Source organism: Pseudomonas sp. Au-Pse12, from assembly GCF_021341665.1.
Taxonomy (GTDB): Bacteria; Pseudomonadota; Gammaproteobacteria; order Pseudomonadales; family Pseudomonadaceae; genus Aquipseudomonas.
Window position 1 is genome coordinate 1,005,993 of record NZ_JAJTTH010000001.1, and the last position, 23,920, is coordinate 1,029,912.

Annotated in this window: 10 protein-coding genes and 1 tRNA gene; 6 read left to right on the forward strand and 5 right to left on the reverse strand. The window is 63.2% G+C overall.

Annotated features, from left to right (window positions below; genetic code table 11):
• Window positions 1-2: 2 nt before the first annotated feature.
• Window positions 3-1,598, reverse strand: a complete 1,596-nt coding sequence (locus LXM55_RS04360; protein WP_233318916.1) for an FAD-binding oxidoreductase — start codon at window positions 1,596-1,598, stop codon at window positions 3-5.
• Between the two features lie 185 nt (window positions 1,599-1,783).
• On the opposite strand from LXM55_RS04360, the gene LXM55_RS04365 reads away from it, so the two are divergent.
• On the forward strand, window positions 1,784-2,488 hold the full coding sequence (locus LXM55_RS04365) for a hypothetical protein (protein ID WP_233318918.1): 705 nt from the start codon (window positions 1,784-1,786) through the stop codon (window positions 2,486-2,488).
• Window positions 2,489-2,656: 168 nt separating this feature from the next.
• Window positions 2,657-2,731, forward strand: a tRNA-Gln gene (locus LXM55_RS04370).
• A 13-nt stretch (window positions 2,732-2,744) separates the two neighbouring features.
• Here the strand turns inward: LXM55_RS04370 and LXM55_RS04375 are convergent.
• Window positions 2,745-3,653 (reverse strand): LysR family transcriptional regulator, encoded by a 909-nt coding sequence (locus LXM55_RS04375; RefSeq protein WP_233318920.1) that lies wholly within the window; start codon window positions 3,651-3,653, stop codon window positions 2,745-2,747.
• 124 nt (window positions 3,654-3,777) lie between these two features.
• On the opposite strand from LXM55_RS04375, the gene LXM55_RS04380 reads away from it, so the two are divergent.
• Window positions 3,778-4,989, forward strand: a complete 1,212-nt coding sequence (locus LXM55_RS04380; RefSeq protein WP_233318922.1) for an MFS transporter — start codon at window positions 3,778-3,780, stop codon at window positions 4,987-4,989.
• Here LXM55_RS04380 and LXM55_RS04385 read toward each other — a convergent pair whose 3' ends face one another.
• Together LXM55_RS04385 and LXM55_RS04390 are read right to left on the reverse strand one after the other, a co-directional pair.
• Complete coding sequence (locus LXM55_RS04385) at window positions 4,990-5,289, reverse strand: hypothetical protein (protein WP_233318925.1); 300 nt, start codon at window positions 5,287-5,289, stop codon at window positions 4,990-4,992. It lies immediately after the preceding gene.
• A gap of 26 nt (window positions 5,290-5,315) precedes the next feature.
• On the reverse strand, window positions 5,316-5,774 hold the full coding sequence (locus LXM55_RS04390; protein WP_233318927.1) for a hypothetical protein: 459 nt from the start codon (window positions 5,772-5,774) through the stop codon (window positions 5,316-5,318).
• 336 nt (window positions 5,775-6,110) lie between these two features.
• On the opposite strand from LXM55_RS04390, the gene tssI reads away from it, so the two are divergent.
• The 3 genes from tssI to LXM55_RS04405 are packed head-to-tail and all read left to right on the forward strand — an operon-like array spanning window position 6,111 to window position 10,911.
• A complete protein-coding gene (tssI, locus tag LXM55_RS04395; RefSeq protein ID WP_233318929.1) occupies window positions 6,111-8,141 on the forward strand; it encodes a type VI secretion system Vgr family protein in 2,031 nt (676 codons plus the stop codon).
• A gap of 45 nt (window positions 8,142-8,186) precedes the next feature.
• A complete protein-coding gene (locus tag LXM55_RS04400) occupies window positions 8,187-10,364 on the forward strand; it encodes a M23 family metallopeptidase (protein ID WP_233318932.1) in 2,178 nt (725 codons plus the stop codon).
• Window positions 10,351-10,911: a hypothetical protein gene (locus LXM55_RS04405; protein ID WP_233318934.1), complete on the forward strand. Its 561-nt coding sequence runs from the start codon at window positions 10,351-10,353 to the stop codon at window positions 10,909-10,911. The genes LXM55_RS04400 and LXM55_RS04405 overlap by 14 nt, the downstream gene beginning before the upstream one ends.
• A 396-nt stretch (window positions 10,912-11,307) precedes the next feature.
• Here LXM55_RS04405 and LXM55_RS04410 read toward each other — a convergent pair whose 3' ends face one another.
• Entirely contained in the window at window positions 11,308-23,820 is a 12,513-nt protein-coding gene (locus LXM55_RS04410) for a filamentous haemagglutinin family protein (RefSeq protein ID WP_233318936.1), read from the reverse strand.
• Between the last annotated feature and the right edge of the window lie 100 nt (window positions 23,821-23,920).

Here is a 23,920-nt window from a genome sequence, read left to right on the forward strand (position 1 = left end):
GCTCACTGCTCCAGCAAGGTGCCGGGGTTGAGGCGCCCGGCCGGGTCGAAGTGGCGGCTCAAGGCCTGCAGCGCGTCGATCGCCAGCGGGCCCTTTTCCCGCAGCAGGTAGGGCGCATGGTCCTTGCCCACGCCGTGCTGGTGGCTGATGGTGCCACGGTGATTGACGATGGTCTGGCTGGCGGCGTGCTTGAGCGCCTGCCAGCGCGCCAGCGTCGCCGGGTACTGGGCGTCCGGGCGGAACACGTAGGTGGTGTAGATGCTCGAGCCTTCGCCATAGACATGGGACAGGTGCGTGAACACATGCACCTGTTCGCCCTCGGCGGCCAGGCCGTCGCGCAGGCTGCCCTCGATGCGCTGCAACAGGCGGTCGACATTGCTCCAGTCGGTGGCGGTTTCCAGGGTGTCCACCAGGTAACCGGCGTTCCACAGGCTTTCGCGCAGGTAGGGAAAACGAAAGCGGTTCTGCGCCCATTTCTTGCCCAGCAAGGTGCCGGTGAACACCCCGCCGAAGGCCTTGAGCTGGCGCCGGGCATGACGCAGCGACAAGGCATTCTGCTGGCGGTTGCCGGTCACGCCGAAGGTCAGCAGGCACTTGCCCGCCCCGGCGCCGCGCAGCGCCAGGTATTTTTCCAGCCAGGCGATCTGCGTCGGGTGGCCGGCCAGGGCCAGTTGGGTCTCGGTCTCCAGGGCATTGGACAGGCGCAGCATCGACAGCGGCACCCGAGCCTGGGCCAGGGCGCGCACCGCTTGCAGGGCCTGCGGCCAGTCGGGCAGGAACACCCCATAGAAACGCTCGTCGTCGGGCAGGCGGCTGACCCGCACCTTGACCTCGGAAATGATCCCGAAGCGCCCTTCACTGCCCAGCACCACCTCGCGCATATCCGGCCCGGCGGCAGATGCCGGAAAGCTGGCGATGGGCATCGTCCCGGCAAAGGTTTCCAGGGTGCCACCGGCGAACAGCTGCTCGATGCGCCCGTAGCGCAGCGACTGCTGGCCACTGGAACGGCTGGCGACCCAGCCGCCCAGGGTCGACAGCTCCCAAGACTGGGGAAAGTGCCCCAGGGTATAGCCCCGGGCGCGCAGCTGGCTTTCCACCTGCGGGCCGCTGGCGCCGGGACCGAAGGTCGCCAGCAGGCTGTCTTCGTCCAGGTCCAGCAGGCGGCTCATGCGCGCCAGCGAAACCGTCAGTACCGGGCGTTCGGACCAGGGCGGATTGATGTGCCCGGCCACCGACGTGCCACCGCCGTAGGGAATCAGGCACAGGTCGCGGTCCTCGGCCAGGGCCAGCAACTGGCGGATCTGCTCCGCGGTTTCCGGAAAGGCCACGGCGTCGGGGTAGACCCCCAGCTCGCCTTCGCGCAGCGCCAGCCAGTCCGCCAGGCTCTGGCCGCGTGCATGCAACAGCCGGTCCTCGGCGCCGATGCTGTACAGCGCATGCGCCTCCAGGCGCGACGCCGGCACCCGGGCCAACGCCTGCTCCAGGGTCGCCTCCGGCAACCTGCGTCCCGGCCCCAGGCGCTCGGCGAGAAACCCCGCGCCCTGGGCCGGCAATTCGACCACCGTGGATGCATCCCCCCAGCCATTCCAGCGTCGCATGCGTGTGTCCTTCTGCCGTTCTTGCCGTTTTTATAGGTATCGAGGCTCCCTATACTAGTGCGCGGCTGCCGGCTGTCACGGTCACATTGAGCCAGTGGGTGTAGCCAATGGCGTCAGCAACAGGTGACATCCGTCGCCCTTTGTCGAAGAATCCTCTCCCCTTGCCCCTACCAGACTCACAGCCCATGCCGACACCCCCAAGAACCTGCGCTCCGCTGTTCTGGTCCACCGACCTGGGCATCGACTACGGCGCGCCGACCCTGCGCCTGAGCGAGCTGTTGCCCGTGGTGGGCGCGCAAAGCTCGGCCTTCTTCGAGCAGCAGGAGCGCATCCTGATTGGCGACACCCTGCAACTGATCTGGTCCCCGCCGGTTGCCGACCTCAATGGCTGGAACGAGCAGCCTTCGGAAATCGCCCTGAGCCAGCTGCTGCGGGTGCGGATTACCGGCCCGGCGCCCGAGCCGCCGACACCGCGCAACGCCCTCTACCATGGCCGGCACCGGTATCGCTTCCTGGTCCTGTCCTGCCAGCCGCTGCCGGCGGCCCTGCGCGCCCAACCGCTGGCACCGCATGCCTGGCACATGCCGCTGATCGAGAATGGACAGGGCAGTTGCCTGACCTGGGAGGCCATCGACAACTGCAGTCGCGCCGAGGTCCAGGGGCTGATCTACCTCAGCGCCTACCGCCGCCACGAAACCTATATGGAAATGTTCATCGAAGACGTGGGCGGGCAACTGTTCGGGCTGCTGTCGGTGCACCTGGGCCCGGGGGGCGACGACTATGATTTTGGCCGGCGCCTCCTGGAAGGCGCCGAGTTGCGGGCCATCCGCCGCGCCCTGGACATGGCCCGGCCCCTGAAGGATTCACAGCCCGGCTACCTGGTCCCCTGAACCCCGGGGCGGATAAAAGTGCTCAGGAAAAGACTAAGCAGCTGTTTTCAAACTCATTTTTTTGCATTGGGGGCTTCACAACCCGCCTGTAAGTTGGTAAATTTGCGCCCGTTCTTGCAGCGGACCTCCCCGGACCGGCAATCAAGCAAGTAACGTCGCAACAACTACAGGGGCGTCGCCAAGCGGTAAGGCAGCAGGTTTTGATCCTGCCATGCGTTGGTTCGAATCCAGCCGCCCCTGCCATTTTTCCTCATTTTCATCCCCGCAGATTCCGCTCCAGCATCTCCAGCAGTGCACTGACCTTGGGCAACCCTTGCCGGCTTTTCAGCCACAGCAAATGGATCGCCTGCCCTTCGCTCGCCCATTGCGGCAGGACTTCCACCAGGGTGCCTTGCGCCAGCTGGCGCTTGACCAGCCACGAAGGCAGTTGCGCGATGCCGTAGCCTTCCAGCACCGCCTTCAACAGCCCCTCTCCGTCGCCCACCACGCAACTGGCGGACATCACCCGGCGCTCGCTTTCACCCGGGCGGCCCGTCGCGAAGTTCCAGGGGCTGACCCGCCCGTCCACCCAGCCATAGGCCAGGCACTGATGCCTTTCCAGGTCCTGGTCGGTCAGCGGCGTGCCATGGCTGCGCAGGTAGTCGGGCGAGGCGCAGAACAGGTGCCATTCGCGGCCCAGGCAGCGATGCCCCAGTGCCGCCGGCCACAGGCCCGAACCACCAAGGCGCACGGCAATGTCCGCGCCGGCTTCGAGCGGGTCGACAGCGGAATCGGCAAAGGTGATGTGCGGCTGCAAACCGGGATGCTCCCGGGCAAAGCGCAGGATCGCGGCCAGCACCTGGGAACGGCCAAAGGTCCCCGGCAGGTCGATGCGTACCCGGCCGCGCAGCTCGGTGTTTTCCGCGTTCAGCGCCAACTCGGCCTCTTCCAGGTCGGCCAGCACACCGCTGCAGGTGCGGTAGAAGGCGGTGCCCGCGTCGGTCAGCGCCAGGCTGCGGGTGGTGCGCTGGAACAGGCGCGCCTGCAACCGCCCCTCCAGCCGGGCAATGGCCTTGCTGACGGCCGAAGCCGTGAGGTTGAGCCGTTCGGCGGCGGCCTTGAAGCTGCCGCAGTCGGCCACACAGACAAATACATCGATCCCCTTCAAGCGTTCGGAAGAAAACATCAGCGCCTCGCATTCATGAATCTGATTCCATTCACTGGGTAAAAAACATCATAAAACAGAATCAAATTCCCCAGTAAGCTGGCAGTCACCCCCTTCACCGCCGTTACACATCGACGAGGCACGGATGCTGCGCACCCTGAGACGCTACCCGAAGGCGATCAACCTGCTACTCGCCGGCACCCTGGTGCTGACCCTGGCCAGGGCCATCACCCTGCCCTATCTGGTGATCTACCTGAGCGGCGCTTTCAACCTGCAGGTCGGCGACATCGGCCTGGTGATCGGCAGCAGCCTGATCCTGGGTTCGCTGTTGAGCCTCTATGGCGGCTTCCTGGTGGACCGGACCGCCAGCCACCGCCTGATCCTCGGCTGCTGCGCGCTGTTCACCCTGGGCTTTGTCGGAGCCTTCACGGCGCGCCAGTTGTGGCTGTTCTACCTGTGCCTGGTGCTGGTCAACCTCGCCTATGCGGTGCTCGACATCGCGATCAAGGCCGGCTTTGCCCAGCGCCTGCCAGTGGAGCAGCGCAGCGAAGCCTTCTCGATCAAATACACCCTGACCAATATCGGCTACGCCGTCGGCCCGTTTCTCGGTGCCGGGCTGGCACGCCTGGACATCAGCCTGCCGTTCCTGGTGTCCGCCGCCCTGGGCGCCGGGTTCCTGGCGGTCCATCTGTGCTGGGGCGAACGGCAGTGCAACGGTGCCGGTTCGACCCAGCCGCCGCTGGCCTTTCGGACGCTGGGCAGGCAGCTGCTACGGGACTACCGCTTGGTGTGCTTCACCCTGGGCGGCCTGCTCAGCGCGGTGGTCTTTGGCCAGTTCTCGGCCTATCTCTCGCAGTACCTGGTGGTCACCCTGTCGGCCGAGGCCACTTACCGCATCATCAGTACCCTGGTGGCGACCAATGCGCTGCTGGTGATCGGCCTGCAGTACGCGATTGGCCGGCGGATTTCCCAGCGTCACCTGAGCCGCTGGCTGGCACTGGGGCTGGGCCTTTTCCTGCTGGGTGTCGCCGGGTTCGGCCTGGCCACCAGCCTGCCGCTGTGGGTGCTGTCGATGGTGGTATTCACCCTGGGGGAAATCATCGTGTTTCCCGCCGAATACATGTTCATCGACCTGATTGCCCCCGAGCACCTACGAGGCCTGTATTACGGCGCGCAAAACCTTTCCAACCTCGGCGGGGCCCTGGGCCCGATACTCTGCGGCTTGCTCCTGGCGAGCCAGCCGGCGCACTGGATGTTCTACATGCTGGCGGCGTTCATTGTCGCCGGCGGGCTGTTCTACTGGCTGGGCGCGGCCAATCTGGAGCCTGCGAAGAACACGGCCAGGAGCGGCGCGTGATCATCGCCCAAGGGGCATGCCCAGGCGTGCGGCAATCCGCGCCAGGGCTGCCCGGCAAGCTGGCGAAACCGCCAGTGGCGGTTCATCGATCATGTACAGCAGATGCTCGAAGGCGATACCGGCCTCGTGGTGCGCGAGGTAATCCAGCACGATTTCCCGCCCGTGCTCCAGCCCCGCCTGGGCCAGCACATGATCGTCCGCCACCGGGCCGAGTTGCTGATAGGCACAGGCCATTAGCCTGGAAACCTCCTCCAGCGCCTCGATGAAATCGGCGTGCAGTTCAGTCAGCTGATCCAGCATGCGACAACACTCCATGATTGATGACCTTACCGGGCACGCCGGCCTGAACGCGTACCAGGTGCCGAGCAACGCTGAGCGAGCGTCCCCAGCACCTGGCGCCTGACCTGCTTGGCAATGGCGGCAAACCCCTGCCCGGTCCCCCGGTTGCGGGTCGAATGGTTCAGGGTGTCGCTGACATCCTGCCAGCACTCCAGCGACTCGACCCGCTGATGGGCTGGGTCGGTATCGATCTCGAATTCGATGAAGCGCTCATCCTGGGTCAGCAGCAGGCCAAACAGGCTGGGCATCCCGGGGAAGTCGACCTGCAATTGCAGCACCACGGTTGCCGCCCAATCAACGCCCTGGGCCTGGGCGTAATCCATCAAGGCCACAGGAACGCCCTCATTGCGCCAGGCCCGCGCCTCACGCTCGAGTCTGTAGGCGTCGAGGGCATTCTGCTCTTGAACATTGAGCTGACGTTTTTTCAGAAGACGCTGTATATCCATGCCTGCTCTGTTTCCACCAACCGCCGGTAAGGGGCGGTGATTATGCCATTGCGCCAGCAGCGTTTGTGGCTCAGCCAGGTGCCCTGCTGGCGCCAGCGTTGCCCCCAGGCCGCGAGCAGCAGGGGCTGGCTTGCGCTGTTGCCGCTTTCAACGTAAGAACCTCAGCCCAAACCCGGTGTTTTTCTCGACCATGAACGCAGGAAATTTCTGAATTTCTTGCAACTCGGGACCTACGCCTTGTATTTCCGGGTAGCTGCTCCACCCTTCCCCTCCGCGCCTGGCCCAGCGCCGGTTACCGGCAAACAGGCACCCGCTATCCGGACGAGGAACAAGGATGTGTTCAACAGCGCCAATCAACCCCACTTCAGCCTGGACATCCAAGGCGTCCAGCACGACTTTCAGGTGCTCTCGTTCCAGGGCACCGAAGCCATCAGCCAGCCGTTTCGCTTCGACCTGGAACTGGTCAGCGAAAGGCCCTGGATCGACATTGAGCCCCTGCTCCACCAACCGGCCTTTCTCGCCTTCGATCCCCAGGGCCGGGGCATCCACGGGCTGATCCAGCGCATCGCCCAGGGCGACGCCGGCAAGCGCCTGAGCCGCTACAGCCTGTCGCTGATGCCGCAGCTGGATTATCTGCGCCACCGCAGCAACCAGCGGATCTTCCAGCAGCTCTCGGCGCCGCAGATCATCGCCCTGATCCTCGAAGAGCACGGCATTCTCGGCGATGCCTACCAGTTCCAGATCCAGCACCCATGCCCGGACCGCGACTACTGCGTGCAGTACGACGAAAGCGACCTGCATTTCATCCAGCGCCTGTGTGAAGAGGAAGGCCTGCACTACCACTTCCAGCACAGCCGCGAGGCGCACTTGCTGGTGTTCAGCGACAACCAGAGCGTGTTCCGCAGGCTCGGGCGCCCCACCGCTTATGTGCAAGGCAGCGGGCTGGTGGCGGACGAGCCGGTGATCAAGGCTTTCGAGGTCCGGGTCGAGGCGCGCACCGATCGTGTCACCCGGCGTGACTACAACTTCGAAAAGCCGCGCCTGCAAATGGAGGCCGCCTACAAGCCCGAAGCCAAGATCCAGGAACCGGAACTGGAGGATTACGACTATCCCGGGCGCTTCACCGACCGTGCCCGGGGCAAACTCCTCAGCCAGCACGCTCTGGAACGCCATCGCGCCGACTACCTGCAAGCCGAAGGCTGGGGCGATGAACCGCGACTGGTCAGCGGGCATTTTCTTGAACTGTCCGATCACCCGCGCCAGGAATGGAACGACCTCTGGCTGCTGACCCAGGTCAGCCACAAAGGCAAACAGCCCCAAGTGCTGGAGGAATCGATCAGCAGCGACAGCGATTCGAGCGACGGCTTCCAACAGGGCTACCGCAACCGCTTTCTCGCCACCCCCTGGGAAGTGTTCTTCCGCCCCGCCCTGAAACACCCCAAGCCTCGGACGCTGGGCAGCCAGACCGCGGTGGTCACCGGCCCTGCCGGAGAAGAAATCCACACCGACCAGTACGGCCGGGTCAAGGTGCAGTTCCATTGGGACCGCGAAGGCCAGGGTGACGACCAGACCAGCTGCTGGCTGCGGGTCGCCTCCCGCTGGGCCGGCGACCGCTACGGTGCCATCGCCATCCCGCGCATCGGCATGGAAGTGCTGGTGGACTTTCTCGAAGGCGACCCCGACCAGCCATTGATCAGCGGTTGCCTGTACCACAAGGAACACCCGGCACCTTACAAACTGCCGGCCAACAAGACCCGCAGCACCTTCAAGACCCTGAGTTCGCCGGGCGGCGCCGGCTTCAACGAAGTGCGCATCGAAGACAAGCAAGGCGCCGAACAGATCTTCGTCCACGCCCAGCGCGACTGGGATGAACACATCCAGAACGACCAGAAGATTCGCGTTGGCCACGAGCGTCACGACAGGGTTGAAGCCAACAGCTACAGCGAATTCAAGGCTGAAGAACACCGCACCATCCACGCCGAACGTAAAACCGAGATCAAGGCCGACGATCACCTGAGCGTGGCGCAAGACCAGCACATCAAGCTGGGCACCGCGCAGTTGCTGCACGCCGGGCGTGAGATTCATCTGCAAGCGGGACAGAAGCTGGTGATTGAAGCCGCCAGTGAACTGACGGTGCAGGCCGGGGGCAGTTTTATCCGGCTGGATGCCGGGGGCATCAGCGTGAGTGGGGCGTTGTTCAAGGTGAATGCGGGAGGTGCGGCGGGGGCTGGCTCTGGCATTGGAGTCTTGCCTGCGGTGCTACCCGGTGTGGCGGATAAGGATAAGGCGGGAAGCTTGATGGACAAGGCTTTAGTGAACCCTGAACAGCCAAGCAAACCCGAAGAAGATTATCCGTTCTCGTTGTAACGCTCGTTTTTATGGATAGCAGATTGCTGAATAGGGAGCCCGAATATGTTGATCAGTCCACCTTTTCTCCCGCTAGCCGAGCCTGATGAAAGCGATGAGGACTTTATCAATCGGGCGATGAACAGTACTGAAGGAGCCTTTCCTCTCGGTCAGGACATGATTTGGCACGGTGGTATCCACCTCACCGCACCGAGGGAAGGAAACGCTCACCTGCCAGTACGCGCCATCGCCGATGGAACCGTGGCTTATTTTCGTCAGCCCAAGGCAGCCAGCATCAATACCACCCATCCTTTGAATTATCGAAACGGCTGGACCGATGATGGTTGCCTGATCCTGAAACACGAAACGGATATAGGTGAAGGTACCAACGCCAACATTATTTTTTATTCAATCTACATGCACTTATCCGCTATTACATTTGTCGACATCAAAGTTGATATGCCTGTTTGTCGGAAGGATAAGCTGGGTACGGCGGGAAGAATTTATGGTGCTCCACATAAAATTCACTTTGAAATCATCTGCTCCCAGGATCAACTTGGTCATTTTCTAGGCAGGAGTACCGGACGCCTGGCCACCACCAGGAATGGGCGAGCAGATAGTTGTTGGGGTGATGTTCATTTTTATGTCCCCCCGGAAGTACTGTTCTACGCTAAGCGGCCGGCAAATCCGAGAAGCCTGGTTAATGATTCGGCTATTGTCCATAGGCACATCGATGCTTACTTTGTTTCAATGAAATATGGAGCAGGACAGTGCACATTAACCACGTTCGATGAAGTCGGCACTCGACTGGGAGAACGGCAGGAAACGCAAGATTATGAATACAACCTCTATACGACAGCCAATACGCTGTACCCCAACTCACCGAGTGCGGGTTATGAGTTATTGAGATTTGGCCGGATATTGGGTCCAGATCTACTACAGCCCCACGATGCTGCGCACTGGCGACAAGTAGCTTATCCGGCTAGCGGCGCCCATCCGGCAGGCGTCGGCTGGGTCAACCTGAAAAGTCCTACAGTAACCGTCTATAGCGACGCCGACTTTCCCCATTGGCAGGGTTGGAAGTTGATTGACGATGACACCGATGGCGATGGTCGTTGCCAGTCTGCGCAGGTTATGGAATTACTGGGCATTTCCGATATTCCAGTAACGCCACAACAGCGTACGGCCTATAGTGCGATGATCAAAACACCTGAAAACCAGAAGAAACTTAAACGACTGATTTGCAAATTTCCCAGCGAATGGGAACGAGCCAATTTCTTCAACAGGTACAACTGGTTGAGTGGAGGTGATGAGCCTGTTATCTCCGCGCAGGCTCAAGAAAAATTGAGGTTGCACTATGAGGCGCTGGCCTTTTGGGAAGATACGGATCTGAAAGATATTAATTCAGAGCACTGGCATTTCCCACCGAAGGAGTTTATTCGGGCTTTCAGAAAGTGCGGGTGGTTCAGTAGCAATGAGTTAATAAGAGCTTTGGAAAAAGCTCCTGAGCTTGGGAGGCAAAGGGCAGAAGAGTTGAGAGTACCAATGAATAAAATGTTCTCTAAATACATGATCAACACCTCAACTATTCGAACATCTCATTTTCTCGCACAGGTAGGTATAGAAACCGGGTGGTGGGAGTACAGGCAGGAAATTGGTGGACCACGGTATTTTCGAACAATGTATGAGGTCATCACGCCAACTGAAGCCGGTGAAGATTACGATACAGCAATCGTTAGAGAGCGAAACTTGCCAACGGGTCGTCGCCCGATTGAACTGCCCAATCCCGGCCCTAACCCTAGACCAACAATTACTCGCGAAAACTATATGGCGAGCCGCCCAAATCAGATAGCAGCAAAGGCTGCTGGCATGGACAACGGCGTTGCCAACGCATTGGCCGGAGGGATGGTAGGAGATGGCGATCGATTTCACGGTCGAGGTTTTCTACAAATTACTGGGCGACGAAACTATAAAAATTATGAACAGTATAGAGCTCGAAATTTTACACTAGATCCTAATCCGAACCTGCTTGCTACAGATGACTATAATGCTTGCGATGCATCTGGATTCTATTGGACCAGGGAGAGAATCAATAGACGTGCAGATGAAGGCTCGACCCAAACAACCTCTAGAGTTGTGGGAGCGATAATTAACAGAGGAAATCCAAATGGTATACCCAGCCATAACAATGAGAGACGACAGGCGTTCGAAGCCATCTGGAGTGCATTAAATGATGAGGCATAAGTTTTCTCTTAGGTTGCTGGTACTGTTTTGTTCTGCTTTTTGTTCATTGCCGGCTTTCTCTAACGAGCAGCAATGCTTACCCAACATGCCGAAGACCAAGCTTGAAGTTTTCGGCTGCTTTCAGGAGGGTGGTGTAACCATACTCAAACTGGCTCCCAGGGACCAACCGACCTATGACACAAACCTGGAAAACTTGCCGACATTTATTGTAATGGGAAAAGCATTTGACGAGGTTCTGCGCGTGCTCGGCAAAGGAGTGCATCAGCCTTATAACAACCTGATAAAACTCCCTTATCCTAGTGCAATCATTCGTATTGCTGAGGCATCCAAAGCCGCAAGACTAAAATTAGCTAAAGAAGGGTGGAGGTTATTGGATATGAAAAATTTCACATACGGAAAAGCAGACGGGACGGAAGGAGCAGATGTGACTTGTAGTACTTTCATAAGTGATTCAAGTGACGTATTTATAGCCGTTTCACAGTGCAGTTCTTTATATGAAGAAGACATATCGAAACTAAAAAACATTCTAGGGTCAGTAGGTCATTAACGTAATCCTCTAGCCCGTTCCCTATCAGCGGTGTATGTGATCAAGCCGCAGAAAGCGTGCTACTTCCAGTTGCCTGCGAAAAAAAGCCTAGCGTTACTTCCTGCGCGCAGGAGTTCAAGAAAGTTCAGATGCAATTTTAAAAACAGCTAGCTTTTAAAAAATCGCAAAACAACAAACCACGCTCACTCCTCTATTATCAGCGTGCAGCGTCCTTGGGAAACTCCACCAGCTTCAATAAGCTGATCTATGCGCTTTATTCAAGCTTATCCAAACAACTTGATGCCCCCCCAAACTACGCTTCCCAAACCTAATGAAAGATCACCCCGCCCCCTTCCCATCAGCCAAAAAAAGGGGGCGATCAACGATCGCCCCCCAAGCTTGCTACCACGAGAGAACCTACAGTGTCAGTTGCCCACGCTCCTCATCGGTCAAACGCGCTCGCGCCTGGTCGCTCAGGGGCCCAGCGCCCAGGACCTGCACCGGGCTGTCGGGGTTGTAGCCCGGGGCGCGGCTGGCTTCTTCGCGCTGGCGTTGCACCGGCTCGGAGCCAAAGCCCAGCACTTCCACGGTGACGATCGAGGCCCGGCCCTGTTTGGCCGCCGCCTGCTGGTTGCGGGCGGCATCTTCCGCGGCCTGGGACGCGGCGGAGCCGGCGGCGCTGGCCGAGGTCATGGCGCCGGTGTTGACGGTGGCGCTCACCGGTACTCCGGAGGACTTGCCCTGGGTCTGGATGTTCGCCGCGTTGACCACCCGCAGCGCGGCGATGTTGACGTTGCCCGAGACCCGGATCCCCGCCTCGCCAGCGTCGATGGTGCCCAAAGGCGCGATCAGGTCGATATCGCCGGCCGGCACCTCGGGAATCGGGTTGAGGGTGGCGATCCCCGCCCCGGTGCTCGGCACCGAAGGCGCCAGGCTGACATTGCCCCAGTGGTCATAGACCCGTTTGGGCGGGGTGTAGATCACGGTGGTCTTGGAACCGCGGCCGGCGTTGATATCGCCCGCCGCCGACCAGCCCATGATCGAACCGCCGAAGGTGGTCATGATCCGGCTCTGGCCCAGGAGGATGCTGCCCAGGGAGTACAGCTGGATGTCCCCGGCGCCCTGGGTGATGACCCCCGCCGACGCCGGTGGCGCGGTGCCTTCGATGCCGAAGGTCTGGTTGCCACCGGGGGTCAGCATCTGGATATTGCCGCCGAAGTTGGTGTGCACCCCGGCGCCGCCGAACAGGGTGATATCGCCCTTGTAGCTGATCGGATTGCCGGCCACATCGGTGCTCGGGAACAGCGCCGCGATCGCCGCCCGGCCCCGGGCGTAGCTGCCCTGGCGCACGCCGCCTTCCTGGTTGTACTCGCGGCCGGCGGCCTTGAGCTCGGCGAAATACACCTCGCGGGCGAACACCCGCTGCTGCTCGGCCGGCAGCGCCGCGTAATAGGCCCGGGCCTGCGCACTATCGCCGACGAAACCAAAGCGCTCGGCCAGCCACTTCGCCAGTTCGCCGTCATAGAGCTTGTAGACCTTGCCGCCGGCAAGGCTGGCCGGGTCCAGGTAGGCGTCGACAAAGTGCCGGTAGTCCGGGCCATTCGGGCCAACCCCGGCCTGCATCACGATGCTCGCCCCGGGCCGGCTGTCCCCCGGCGCCACGGCGCCGATGCTGGTGACGCTGACCTTGTCCTCCATCAGGATATTACGTCCCGCCGTCAGCTCCAGGGTGCCGGGGCCGGCGACATTGAAGTTGCTGTAGAGAATGTCGCGCCCGGCGCTGACGATGGAGATGTCGCTGGGGTTGTTGTGCACGAACAGGTTGCCGGTGAAATCATACTTGCCATACAGATCGCTGCCACTGGCGGATGCGCCCATGGGAATACCACTGCTGACGATATCTCGGCCAGCCATCATCCATACCGCACCGCTACCCTCATAGCGGGTCTGGCCCAAGCGCGGATCACTGGAATTGAAGGTCAGAGCGCGACCACTGCTGACGGCCAGCAAGTCGCCTTCAAGCGCATAGAACCGCGCCGGCTCGGAGTTGCGCCCCCAAGCATCGCTGGCCGTGGGCGAGCCGAAGGCGAACAGCGGGTAGACGCCTGGCGTGGAAACCAGATTGGCGTCGCTGGAGAGATTGCTGGCCCCTGCAATCAGGGTACCGCCCCAGCCGGTCCAGGCCGCAAAGGCCGGTTTGAACGGTGTCGCCAAGCTGCCCGGGGCAGCCGCGGACGGTGTGATGGCCAGGTTACCGCCGTAGATCGAATCCCCCGCCAGCAACTGCAATTGGCCGCTGTGCGAAGGCGCCAGCACCAGGGTCGAGCGGTTATTGTTCAAGGAACCGACAGTTTTCGCACTGCCGTAGTACAAACTGCCGCTGGCGGCAGTGACGCGCAGGATCGACGGATAGACGACGGCCAGGTCGGTTTCCTGCAACGACATCATCGGTGTGATATTTCCACCTGCGGAAAACAGGTCGATAGCGGTGCGCTCCGTCCATAAGGTGAACCAACTTTGCCCAACCCCTGATACGCCATTGAGTGCATAACCGTTCATCAAGGCGGAGCGGCCTGGGTCCACGACTCCTTGCAACACCAGGTCGCCACGGGTTGAAAGACTGAAGGTCGCATCGCCGGGAATCAGGGTAATGCCCCCTGCGGCCCGGGCCAGGGTGGCCCGCAGCGGATCGAAGGCGCGACTCTCGCCGCTGCTGTGATCATCTCGCAGGCTGCCATAGTGCAGGTCGATACTGCCCGCCGCCCCGCCCAGCAGCTGTGCATGGCCGCGCAGGTTCACCAGCACGCCATCGACCTGGCTCTGCCGGGTAAGGTTGCTGGCCCCGTTCAAGCGACCACCGACCTGCAAGCGCAGATCGCCACCGCCGGTCAGTTGCAGGCTGCCGTCGGCGGCTACCCGTCCAGTGCTGCCCACCGCCAGCACCAGGCCCTGGGTCCGTCGGTTGACCGCCGGATCCGCGTCACCGCCCAAGGTATTGAGTACCCCGGCATCGCCGGCCACGGCGATGTCGAGATTGCCGCCACCCAGGGTGCCAAAGCCGGTGAAACCCACCATCTGATCGGCTTGCTTGGTGGCGGTGTAACTGCCGAAGTTGATCCACCAGGCCGTTGGCAGCGACTGCCCGCCACCCTGGCGCCACAGCCAGTTGCCGACCTGGGTCGAATCGTGGCCGCTGTCCAGCGGGTTGGGCCGGCCAATGGCCGAGATCGAGGTGTCGACCACATTGCCGCTCAGGTTACCGCCGACTCGCAGGCTCAGGTTGCCACCGCCGTCGGGATACCAGGCGCGATACAGGCTTTCGCTACCGCCATTGACGAACTTCTCGAAGTAGCTGTTCACGTCGTTGAGCACCGTGGTGCCGTTACCGGGTGCCTTGGCCTGGTTATAAGGGGTGCCCGCCGCACTGGCCAGCGATGAACTGCCGGCGGTATAGACCCCGTACAGCGAATCCATGCTCAGGTTGCCGGCGCTCAGCAACTCAAGGTCGCCGGTGCCGGTGCGAATCACACTGAAACGGGTGCTCGAAGGGGTTGCCGCGTACTCCTTGTTGGCCATGGCCTTGCAATAGCTGGCGTTGTCCTTGCAGAAGGAATCGACCGAAGGCTGCCCCAGATCGGCCAGCATCTTCTCATCGATGGGGTCCCCCGCCTTGACCACTATCCCGGCCCCGGCCAGGTCGTCCACAGCCTGCTGGGTCCAGGCATAGCTGGCCTTGACCGCGCAGTAACTCGGGTTGTCCGAGCAGAATTGGTCGATGGAGGTTTGCCCCAGATCGATCAGAAACTGCTCATCGATCGGATCCCCGGCCTTGACCACGATGTCCGACGCGGCCAGTTCGTCCACCGCTTGCTGAGTCCAGATCCGCACGCTCTTGGAGGGCAGTTCCTTGGCGAACATACCGTAGTGATTGTCCGCCAGATGCAGGTCGCCGGTGCGCGAATTGGCCTGCAGGATACGGCTGTCCGCAGCGTCGGTATCGGCCCCGGCCACCAGGCGCAGCGACCAGGACTGCGAACCCTCGGCCAGCATCGGCGCAATGGCCCAGAGCTTGTTGGCGCGCCCGGCCACCTCCGGCCGCAGCTGCACCGACTCGACGCCCGCCGGCAGCTTGACATGGGTACCGGCAGGAATCAGCGCGCCCTTGGGCAGTGGCTTGATGCCGTCAAGCAGCAACAGTTCCTTGTCAGCAAGCTTGGGCAGTTCCACGCCCTTGGGCCAGGTCAGGGATTTGACCCGAGTCTCCTGGCCCAACAGGCTACCGGCTTCCAGCTGGGTCCCGGCAATCAGGGTCTGGGCCTCGCTAAGCAGGGTCCCGGCGGCGAACAGCAGGTTGCCTGCGGCATCGCGCACCGCGGCTGCCAGCACAGTACCCGCCGGCAGGGTCAGGCTCTGGTCGAGTTGTACAGTCACCGGCAGGCGGGTGCCCGCCGCCAGGGTCAAGCCCTTGATCGGCAAGTCGTAGTTGAGGGTGGTACCGCTGGGGAAGCTGGTGCCATCGGCCAGGGTCACCCCGGTGCCCGGCACTATGATGTTGCCGCCGCTGAAGTCCACGCCCGGCAACAGCACCCAGCCCTTGTCGTCTGCGGTCGGCGGTGGCGGTGCGAAACCATCGTTGATACTGCCGTAGATATTCAGGTCGCCACCGGCGCGCAGGGTCAGGCTACCGACCTCGCCGGAGCCATACACCGAAGTCACCTTGCTATGAGGGTTGAGGCTGGCATAGCGATACTCGGACAGGTCCAGGTCGCCCTGCACCACCAGGTCGCCATCCGCGGTCTTGCTGACGATCTCGACCCCGGGCCGCAGGTGCAAGGCATCGGCGTAGGTGGCGTTGTTCAGACCGGCCAGCTTGTTCTGCAGCAGGTCGTTGTTCTGCAGGGCGGCGTCAATGAACGCGGTGCTCAGGTCATGCTTCTTCTTCAGGTAGTCCTGGGTGATTTCCTGGTAAGGGCGACCGCTGACGGCATCGTTCTTCTCCGGCGCATCGTTGTAGCTGACCATGCCGTTGACCGCGATCGAACGCGCGCCCTGGATATCCAGTCGACCACGAGCATCGATGTCGATGTCGTTGCTGCTACCGTCCGGCTTGAACAGCCGAGGCGCATTCAGCTCCAGGGTGCCGCGGCTGCGACCGTCGTTCTGCCCGGCGGCGCTACCCACTGCCACATCGGTGCCATGGCGCAGGTCGATACGCACGCCATCGGCCAAGGTCAACTGGCCCTTGCCGGAACCCAGGACCACAGTGGCGCGGTTCGGCGAATCGATGATCTTGCCGTAGCTGTCCACCCGCAGTTGGCTGCCATGGGCATCGAGCACCGCGCCGCGATCCAGGGCCAGGCCGTTCTGCGCCGCCAGATTGATGCTGCCGACCCGCTCGCCACTGGCGTCCACCAGGCCAGTGACCCGCAGGCGGCCGTTATCCAGCGAGACATTGATGCTGTTGGCCTTGACCCCGTTGCCGATGGTCAAATCGCCCTGCTTGAGCTGGAAGCTGCGCGCGCCATATACCTGGCCCTGGTTGAGGCGCTGGTTGAGGGCGGCGAACTGCTCGTCCAGGGTGCCGCTGGCACCCAGGCGCTGGGCCTGGATTTCCACCGCGCCGCCCAGGTACGGCACCCGGGTGCCGCCGGCATCGTAATAGCCACTGCTGGCACCGAGGATCTTGCCCGCCAGCTCCACCAGCCCGGCGTTGCCGTCCACGGCCACCGCCCGCAGCTTGCCGGCCTGATTGTGGCTGGCCGACAGGTCGATGCTCGACCCCGCCGCCTGCAGCACATTGCCGGCGCGGCTCTGCAACAGCACCTCGCCACCGGCGCCGTAGCGGGTCAGGTCGTTGAAGGCGATGGCGCGGCCCGCCACATCGATCAGCGCGGCATCGGTCAGTTGCACATCGCCGCGGGCATCCAGGGTCACCTTGCCGCTGGGCAGCACTACGGCGCTGGCCAAACGAATGCTGTCGCCCTGCAGGGACAGTTCCGCGCCATAGCCCTTGGCCTCGCCACGAGGGCCGGCGGTGGCGCTGATATCGATGGCGCCACCGGCGCTGATGCGATTCACCGAGCCGGCCTCGCCGGTCAGCAGCGGGCTGCGGATATTCAGGTTGCCGCCGCTGTAGGCAAAGCCCTTGAGCGGGTCATAGGCGCCCTGGCTCTGGTACACCGAGAGGCTGCCCTTGTGATTGGCGGTGATGCGCTGGCTGGCATTCAGGTTGACGTTGGCAAAGCCCAGGGCCAGGCGATCGAAACTCTTGGTGGTGCTGGGCTGGGCGAAAGCGCCATAGCCGAACTCGATGCGCTCGGCATTGATCTCCAAACGTCCGCTGCCGGTACCGGCACCACCGGCCACCACCGCCCCGGCCGGGGTTGTGGCGCCCTGCCAGATCAGGTTGGCGGTGTGGATGCTGGCCACATCATTGGCGCCACCCGCGCCGTAGATCGCCGGAGTGGAGAGCATCAGGTTGTTCAGCAGCGACTTGCCGGTGACCGGATCATAGGTGTCCAGGCTGGCGCTGCCATAGAAGTTGAAGCCGTCCCGGGCCGAGAGCTGCAGGGTTTCCAGGGCCGGGGCGCCGAACTGGGTATCGCCGCGCAGCAGGCGCTCCAGCAACTGCTGGTTCAGGGTCATGCCGCCAGGCAGGCGATTGGCCGCAGCCGCGGCCGCCAGGGCCTCAGGGCTACCGACGTTGATGTTCTTCAGCCCCAGATTCAAGTGGCGGGTACCGTAGCGCACCTGGTCACCCAGTTCGAAGGCGCCTCCGGTCAAGGCGACGATGCTGCCCTCGGAGTACAGCGCGCTCTGCCCGCTGCACGGGGCGCTGCTGCACCCGCCTATGATGATGCCATCAGTGGTCTTCGATCCCGATAGCGGGGTACTGATCACATTCAGCAAACCGTTGGATACCGCGAGCATATTTGCAGCTTTGTAGATAAAACCATCAGCAGCGTCATAGCTGGCCTTGCCCTTGCCGATGGTGTTGATCGAAGCCCCCTGCTCCACAAGGATTGCCCCGCCTCCTGTCACCAGGAATACCTCAGGCGCCGCCAGGCTCGCCCCAGCGCGCAAGGTGATGGAGCCCCGTGTCAAGTAAGCGCCCTCATCAAATGAGATGTAGTTGCCACCCTGCCCATAAGTGAGAGAGCCCAAGCCGCCGATGACCAGGCTTGTGGCACCTAGGGCATTGAGGCTGTCCGCCCTCAGGGTCACACCCTTGAACCCATCGCTGGCCGACTTGCCGGCTGCCACCACCTCGATGCTTGTGGAACCGGGGCTCAGCACTGCGACTGTGCCTCCGTAACCTCCGGCTGCGGCCTTGAAGCGACCGATGCCCGCAAAGGAAAATGCATCGGCTCCAGCGCCCTCTCGTAGCGCCAGCTCAAGGGTCTTGGCGTCCACCTCGAGCATCGGCCGTGGTACGCCAAGCCTGGCCGCATCGGCCCTCGCAAACTGCGCATAAGTGGTTTCGTTGTACTGCGAGTAGCGACGCAAGGTGTCGGCCGACGTCAGGATCAGCTGGCTGGCGACGTTGTTGCTGATCCCGGTATGGGCGATCGACAGACGCCCGGCGGTGGACCAGGAACCATTGCGCAACTGCTGGGTGCTGCCTTCGCTACCCAGCCCGGCCAGGCCGTTGATCTCCACGCGGAAGGCCCCCGGCATCAGCGCATAGGTGGATGGCATCAGGGTATAGGTGCCCGCCGCCAGCCCCGGTACCCCGGCGCCGATAGTGATCTGCTGGCCGATCAGCGGGTCCACTGCACCGCCCTCCGGCGCCACCGGCGCATAGCCCGGCTGCACCCCGGGGACGATGGCGTAGATCGGGTTGGTGCCCAGGCCCGGCAGGATCAGGCCGCCATTGGCGCCGATCTGCACCAGCGGGTTGTAGCGAGCATCCGTGGAACCGCCGCGCCCGGAGATAAACCCGGCCCCCAGCAGCTCGCCGCCGCCGGAAAGATCCACCGTGGCCTCGGGGAGCACCGCCACCGACTTGCCCCCCAAAATCACCCCGATGCTCAAATCGCTGTTGGCGTCGGCATGTGCCCCCTGGCCAATGAGTTTCACGGTCTTGCCGTTGTACTTGTAGACCTGGCCATCGACGGTGCCGCCATAGGGCAGCACCAGGCCCTTGCCACTGACCGAAGTCAGGCTGCCGGGCAACAGCTCCACCTTGCTGGCGCCCAGGTTGCCGATCTCGATCAGGCCCAGGGGCGCACGCAGCACCCCACCCTGGTTGATGGTGGCCGCGCCCAATTGCAGGCGGCCGAACGCCGAGTAAGGCACGGCCGAATCGGTGCTGCCGGTGCGGCCAATGGTCAGGGTCCGCGCCGGGTTGAAATCCATGGTGGTGCCGACAGGTTCGCTCAGGTAACCGGCGATCACCCGCGCCCCGACCTCGGTGCCCGGATACAACTGCGCCGCCCGCAGGGTCATATCACCCTGGGTCAGCAACTGGGTGCTGATGCCCTTGGCGATCACATCGGCGCCGGCCCCGGCGAGGAAGCGCAGGTCGCCCTGGCTGCTCAGTTGTACATGATCGAAACCACGACGCTCCACATCCACCAGACTGATATCGGCCTGGCGCAGGCTGCCCTTGCTGCCGAATACCACATTGCCGCGCACATCGATCAGGTTGCCGCTGGCATGGAACTGCGCCTGGGTAGCGCGCGGCGACGGCGTGCCGGTAGACACCGGGCGCACGTACTGGTCCTTGGCCTCCAGCGGCGCGAGCATCCCCGCCAGCAGCAGATACGGCGCCGAGAGATTGACCCGGGTATTGGCCGCGGCGCTGTCGCTCAGGTTCAGCGCGCCACTGTACAGGCGCAGGCTCTGGCCCATATTCAGCGAGACATCGCCATCGAAGCTCAGCAGGCCGTTGCTCAGCAGCGCCAGGTTGTCGAAACCACCGGCAGTGACCTGATCCACCCCCAGGCGGCCATGGCCATATTCCAGACTGGTGGCCGCGGCCTCGGGGCTGCCCGCCAGACTGTTGCCCTGGTGGATCTGGCTGAGTACCAGCTCCCGGGCCTTGAGCACCCGATCGTTGACGGCGTTCTTGATGTAGTACGGGCTTTCCAGGGCCAGGGACAAGGTCCCCCCCGCCGCGCCCGCACCACCGGCCCGGGCGACGAAGCTGCCGTCCAGGTACAGGCCGTTATTGGAAGCGAAGCTGATGCTGCCGCCATTGCTGGCCACCTGCAGCCGCCCCTGGCCGGGAATATCCAGTGCCGCCTGGGCGCCGGAAGCGTCCAGGCGGGCACCGTCGCGCACCACCACAAACAGGTCGCTGGCCTTGGCGATACCGGTGGCCAGGTCGATCTCGCCGCCGATGCTGATCTTGCCGCCATCGCGCACCTGGCCATAGCTGCGGCCACGATTGTCCACCGCGCTGACGGCGCGGGCCGCGACATCGATCAGTGCCTGCTCGCCGACCCAGATCGAACGCCCGTGGCCGGCGGCATTGGCCGCCTCGGAGCTGGCCACCGTCAGGCCACCCAGGCTGACGCTGCCACCCCAGGCATTGAGGGTGCCGTTCATGGTCAACTGGCCAACGCTGCGCAGATTGATGGCCTGCCCCGGATCGACATTGATCACCGCGCCCTGGCCCACCGTCAGCGCAGTGCTGGCCAGTTGCGCGGCCGTGGAGTACTGGTTGCCGGCAGTCAGGGTCAGCCCGGCGCCGCGACGCTGGGTCAGCACGCCCTTGGCCGCGTCCTGCTGATACAGCTCCGGCTGCCAGGTTTCCAGCACGCTGTCCGCAGCACTGCCACTGGCGGCATTGCCGGCCTGGGCGCCAATACGATAGACCGGCATCGTCACATCGACCCGGGCACCATCGGCCACCTTCAGCCCTTCATTGCCGGTGATGTCGTAGGCAGCAAAGCCCTTGTTGAAGAAGTCCCCAGCCAATTGCAGGGTACCGGCCTCGGGCGCGGTAGAGCTGGCGCCGATCAGCACCTTGTGCGCCTGCAGGGCCAGGGTGCCACCGCCATTGACCCCGTAGCCGCGCAACTGGCCATTGAGGTCGAGCTTGCCATCGGCCGCCAGGGTCGCGTCGCCGCCCTTGCCGCCGCTGAGCTTGCCGTCGTAGCCGATGCTGGCCCCGGAACCCACATCCACCAGGCTGCCGCTGGCCAGGTTGAGATCGCCGCTGCTGCGCAGCGACACCTTGCCGCCATTGATAAAGGCCAGGCCACTGTTGTCCTGAGGGTTTAATGCCAGGTTGCTCCAGCGCCCGGAAGCGTCCAGGCGCACCCCACTGGCCACATCGACCCGGGCCGACACACCGCCGGGCGCGAAAATCACGTCGCCGACCGCAAAGTTGCGGTTCACGTCCACCTGCTTGAGCACGTTGCCGGCGTTGATGCTGCCGCCATGGGCCGTGAGGTTGGCGTTGATCTTGACCTGGGGCCCGAACAGGGTGATATCGCCGCCGTCGGCCACCTGCAGCGCGCCGTTGACCTGGATCTGCTGCCGGGCGCCAACCTTGATCGCCCCCAGCTGGAAGCCGTTGAGCTGGTCGCTGTCGAGCACCAGCTGGCCCTGGCGGTTGGCCGGCAGGGCTGTGGCGAGGTCCAGGCCGTCGGCGATCTTCTGCTGGTTGCCTTCGATCAACACCTGATCGGTGACCGGGTTCAGGGCATAACCCAAGGTGCCGCTGCTCTTGTTGTAGATCGGCGTGTAGCTGCCGATGATCAGCTGTGCGCGCTGGGCCGCGGCCTTGTGCGACTGCTGGTAGCCGTCGAGCTTGACGTTGGGCGCCTGGGTCTGGCGATCACCCTTGAACACCTCGCTGATCAACTGCCCTTCGAGCACCGCGTTGCCGGTGCCGATTACCAGCTTGCCGGCGTCGCGGCCGACGGTATAGCCGGCCTCGTAGCGCTGCTGCTGGGCGATCAGCGGGTTGTAGTAGTAGTCGGTGCGGCCCCAGCGCGGGCTGCTGTCCACATAACCCTTGTAGATGCCGGTATAGAGCAGGTCCCCCGGCGCGCGGGAGAGTTCGTACAGGCGCCCGTCGGCGCCCTTGAGCCAGGTCTGGCGGATATAACCGGCCTGCACATCGACAGTACCGCCGGAGAGGTTCAACTGCGCACCGGACTGGGTCACCACATCCTTGCCGGTAAAGGTCAGGGTGCCGCCCTGGGCCATCCACTCGCCGATATTGTGGCCCTGGGTGCCCAGGTAGCCGCCCACTTCCAGCAGGCCGCCGGCGGTGTACCAGCGGTCGGTGGCGTAGCCGTTGGTGCCGGCCGGGACGAAGATCAATTCGCGCAGGTCGACCCACACATCGTTGTTGATCAGCTTGCCGCTGTCGCGGTTGCCCGCCGAATCGCGCTGCTCGTTGCCCTGGACATTGATCTTGATGTTGTTGGCTTCCATCGCCACCTTGACCCCGACGGCGCCGGACACATCGATTACCGCGCCGTCGCGCACCAGGCTGCGCTGCCCGGCGCTGACCGCCACCTGGCCGCCCGTGGCCAGGGTGATGGAGCCTTTCTGGAAGTCCACGGTGCCGCCGCTGACGATCTCCACCCGCGACTGGTCAGTGCGATCGGCCACGCTGCTCAGGTTGTTGAACTGGCCGGTGATCAGGTTGGTCGGGGTGCCGTCGAGGTTGTTCAGGCCATTGTTGCGTTGGCTGTCCAGGGCGGTGCTGCCGCTGCTGTCGAGCAGGATCGCGGTGGTACTGCCCTGCCCCAGGGTCACGCTGCCCGTGCTGTCGCTGGCGGAATTGAGCAGGTGGATGGTGCCGCGGGTGTCCACCGAGGTGCTGGCCAGGGCCACGCCGTTCTGCGCCACCTGGTGCCCGGTCAGGGTGATATCGCCGCTTGCGGCCATGATCAGGCCGCTGTTGCTGACCGTACCGGCGCTGCTGCCGGCCTTCAGCGAAGTGGCCACTTCATTGCCGCGGGTGGTGGAACGCTGGTTGCCGTCGGTGCCGACACCGCGGCGGATATAGAAACTGTCGCCGGCGGCCAGGGTGGTCTGGCCCCTGGCGGTGACGATGGTGCCGGCGTTCTCCACCTCCGCCCCCAGCAGCAAGGCATAGCCGCCAGAGTCGGTGGACTTGGCCGGGGCATGGGTCTGGATCAGCGCCCCGCGCTGCACCTGGACCTTGCCCAGCGCATCGGTGAAGGTCGGCTGGGTGCCGTTGGCGTCCACATAGAGCCCGCGCTGGGTGAACTGCTGGTCGCTGATGGTGGCCGCGGCCGCCACCAGGTTGCGCACATTGACCTGGCTGGTGCCGCTGAAGATCACCCCGTTGCGGTTCATGATCATCACGGTGCCGGCGCCCTTGATCTGGCCCTGGATCTCGCTCGGCCGGCCATTGGGGTCGTTGACCTTGTTCAGCAGTGCCCAGTTGGACTGCTGCTGGAAGTCCACCGTGGTGTTGCGCCCGACGTTGAAGGTTTCCCAGTTGAGAATGGCCTTGTCGGCAGTCTGCTCGATGGTCACCGTGGTCTTGCCGCCGGACTGGCTCTGCACCGGCCCCTTGGCGTTGATCCAGCCCTGGGTCAGGCTGTTGTCGACCTTGAGCCCGCCCTGGCCAAGGCCGTCGGGGATGTTGCTGACGCTGCCGAACGCGGCCTGGCGCGCGGCGGCCTGGGCCGCCTGCTGAGCAGCAATGGCGGCGACCGTGGAGTTGAGGTTGCTCAAGGAACGCTGCAACTGCTGATTGGCCCGGGTCTGCTGCGACAGCGGTGGAATCCCCGGCACCTGGCCGCCGGTGCGCGCGGCCGTGGCGGCCTGGGACGCGCCCTTGTCGGCGAACCAGCCGGAGCTGAAGGCCGTGGCGCCATGGGCGCTGCCCGCCATCATCAGCAGGGCAATGGCATGGGCCAGGGGCTTGAGCCGCAGGATCGGCGCCTGAGTGTCCAGGCCAGGGGTTTTAACCGGGGGTTTGCAGCGAACCATTACTACTCATCCTTTGTGATGACGCCCAGGGGTGCGCGACGCTGTACGACCCAGGGCGCGCGTCACTGCTTCAGGGGTTAGGCCGTTGGCGCGGGTCGCG

What these genes read in the sequence shown, in the direction of transcription:
- LXM55_RS04360 (WP_233318916.1), bottom strand. Translation starts at nt 1,598, where the DNA reads ATGCGACGCTGGAATGGCTGGGGGGATGCATCCACGGTGGTCGAATTG.
- LXM55_RS04365 (WP_233318918.1), top strand. Translation starts at nt 1,784, where the DNA reads ATGCCGACACCCCCAAGAACCTGCGCTCCGCTGTTCTGGTCCACCGAC.
- LXM55_RS04375 (WP_233318920.1), bottom strand. Translation starts at nt 3,653, where the DNA reads ATGTTTTCTTCCGAACGCTTGAAGGGGATCGATGTATTTGTCTGTGTG.
- LXM55_RS04380 (WP_233318922.1), top strand. Translation starts at nt 3,778, where the DNA reads ATGCTGCGCACCCTGAGACGCTACCCGAAGGCGATCAACCTGCTACTC.
- LXM55_RS04385 (WP_233318925.1), bottom strand. Translation starts at nt 5,289, where the DNA reads ATGCTGGATCAGCTGACTGAACTGCACGCCGATTTCATCGAGGCGCTG.
- LXM55_RS04390 (WP_233318927.1), bottom strand. Translation starts at nt 5,774, where the DNA reads ATGGATATACAGCGTCTTCTGAAAAAACGTCAGCTCAATGTTCAAGAG.
- LXM55_RS04400 (WP_233318932.1), top strand. Translation starts at nt 8,187, where the DNA reads ATGTTGATCAGTCCACCTTTTCTCCCGCTAGCCGAGCCTGATGAAAGC.
- LXM55_RS04405 (WP_233318934.1), top strand. Translation starts at nt 10,351, where the DNA reads ATGATGAGGCATAAGTTTTCTCTTAGGTTGCTGGTACTGTTTTGTTCT.
- LXM55_RS04410 (WP_233318936.1), bottom strand. Translation starts at nt 23,820, where the DNA reads ATGGTTCGCTGCAAACCCCCGGTTAAAACCCCTGGCCTGGACACTCAG.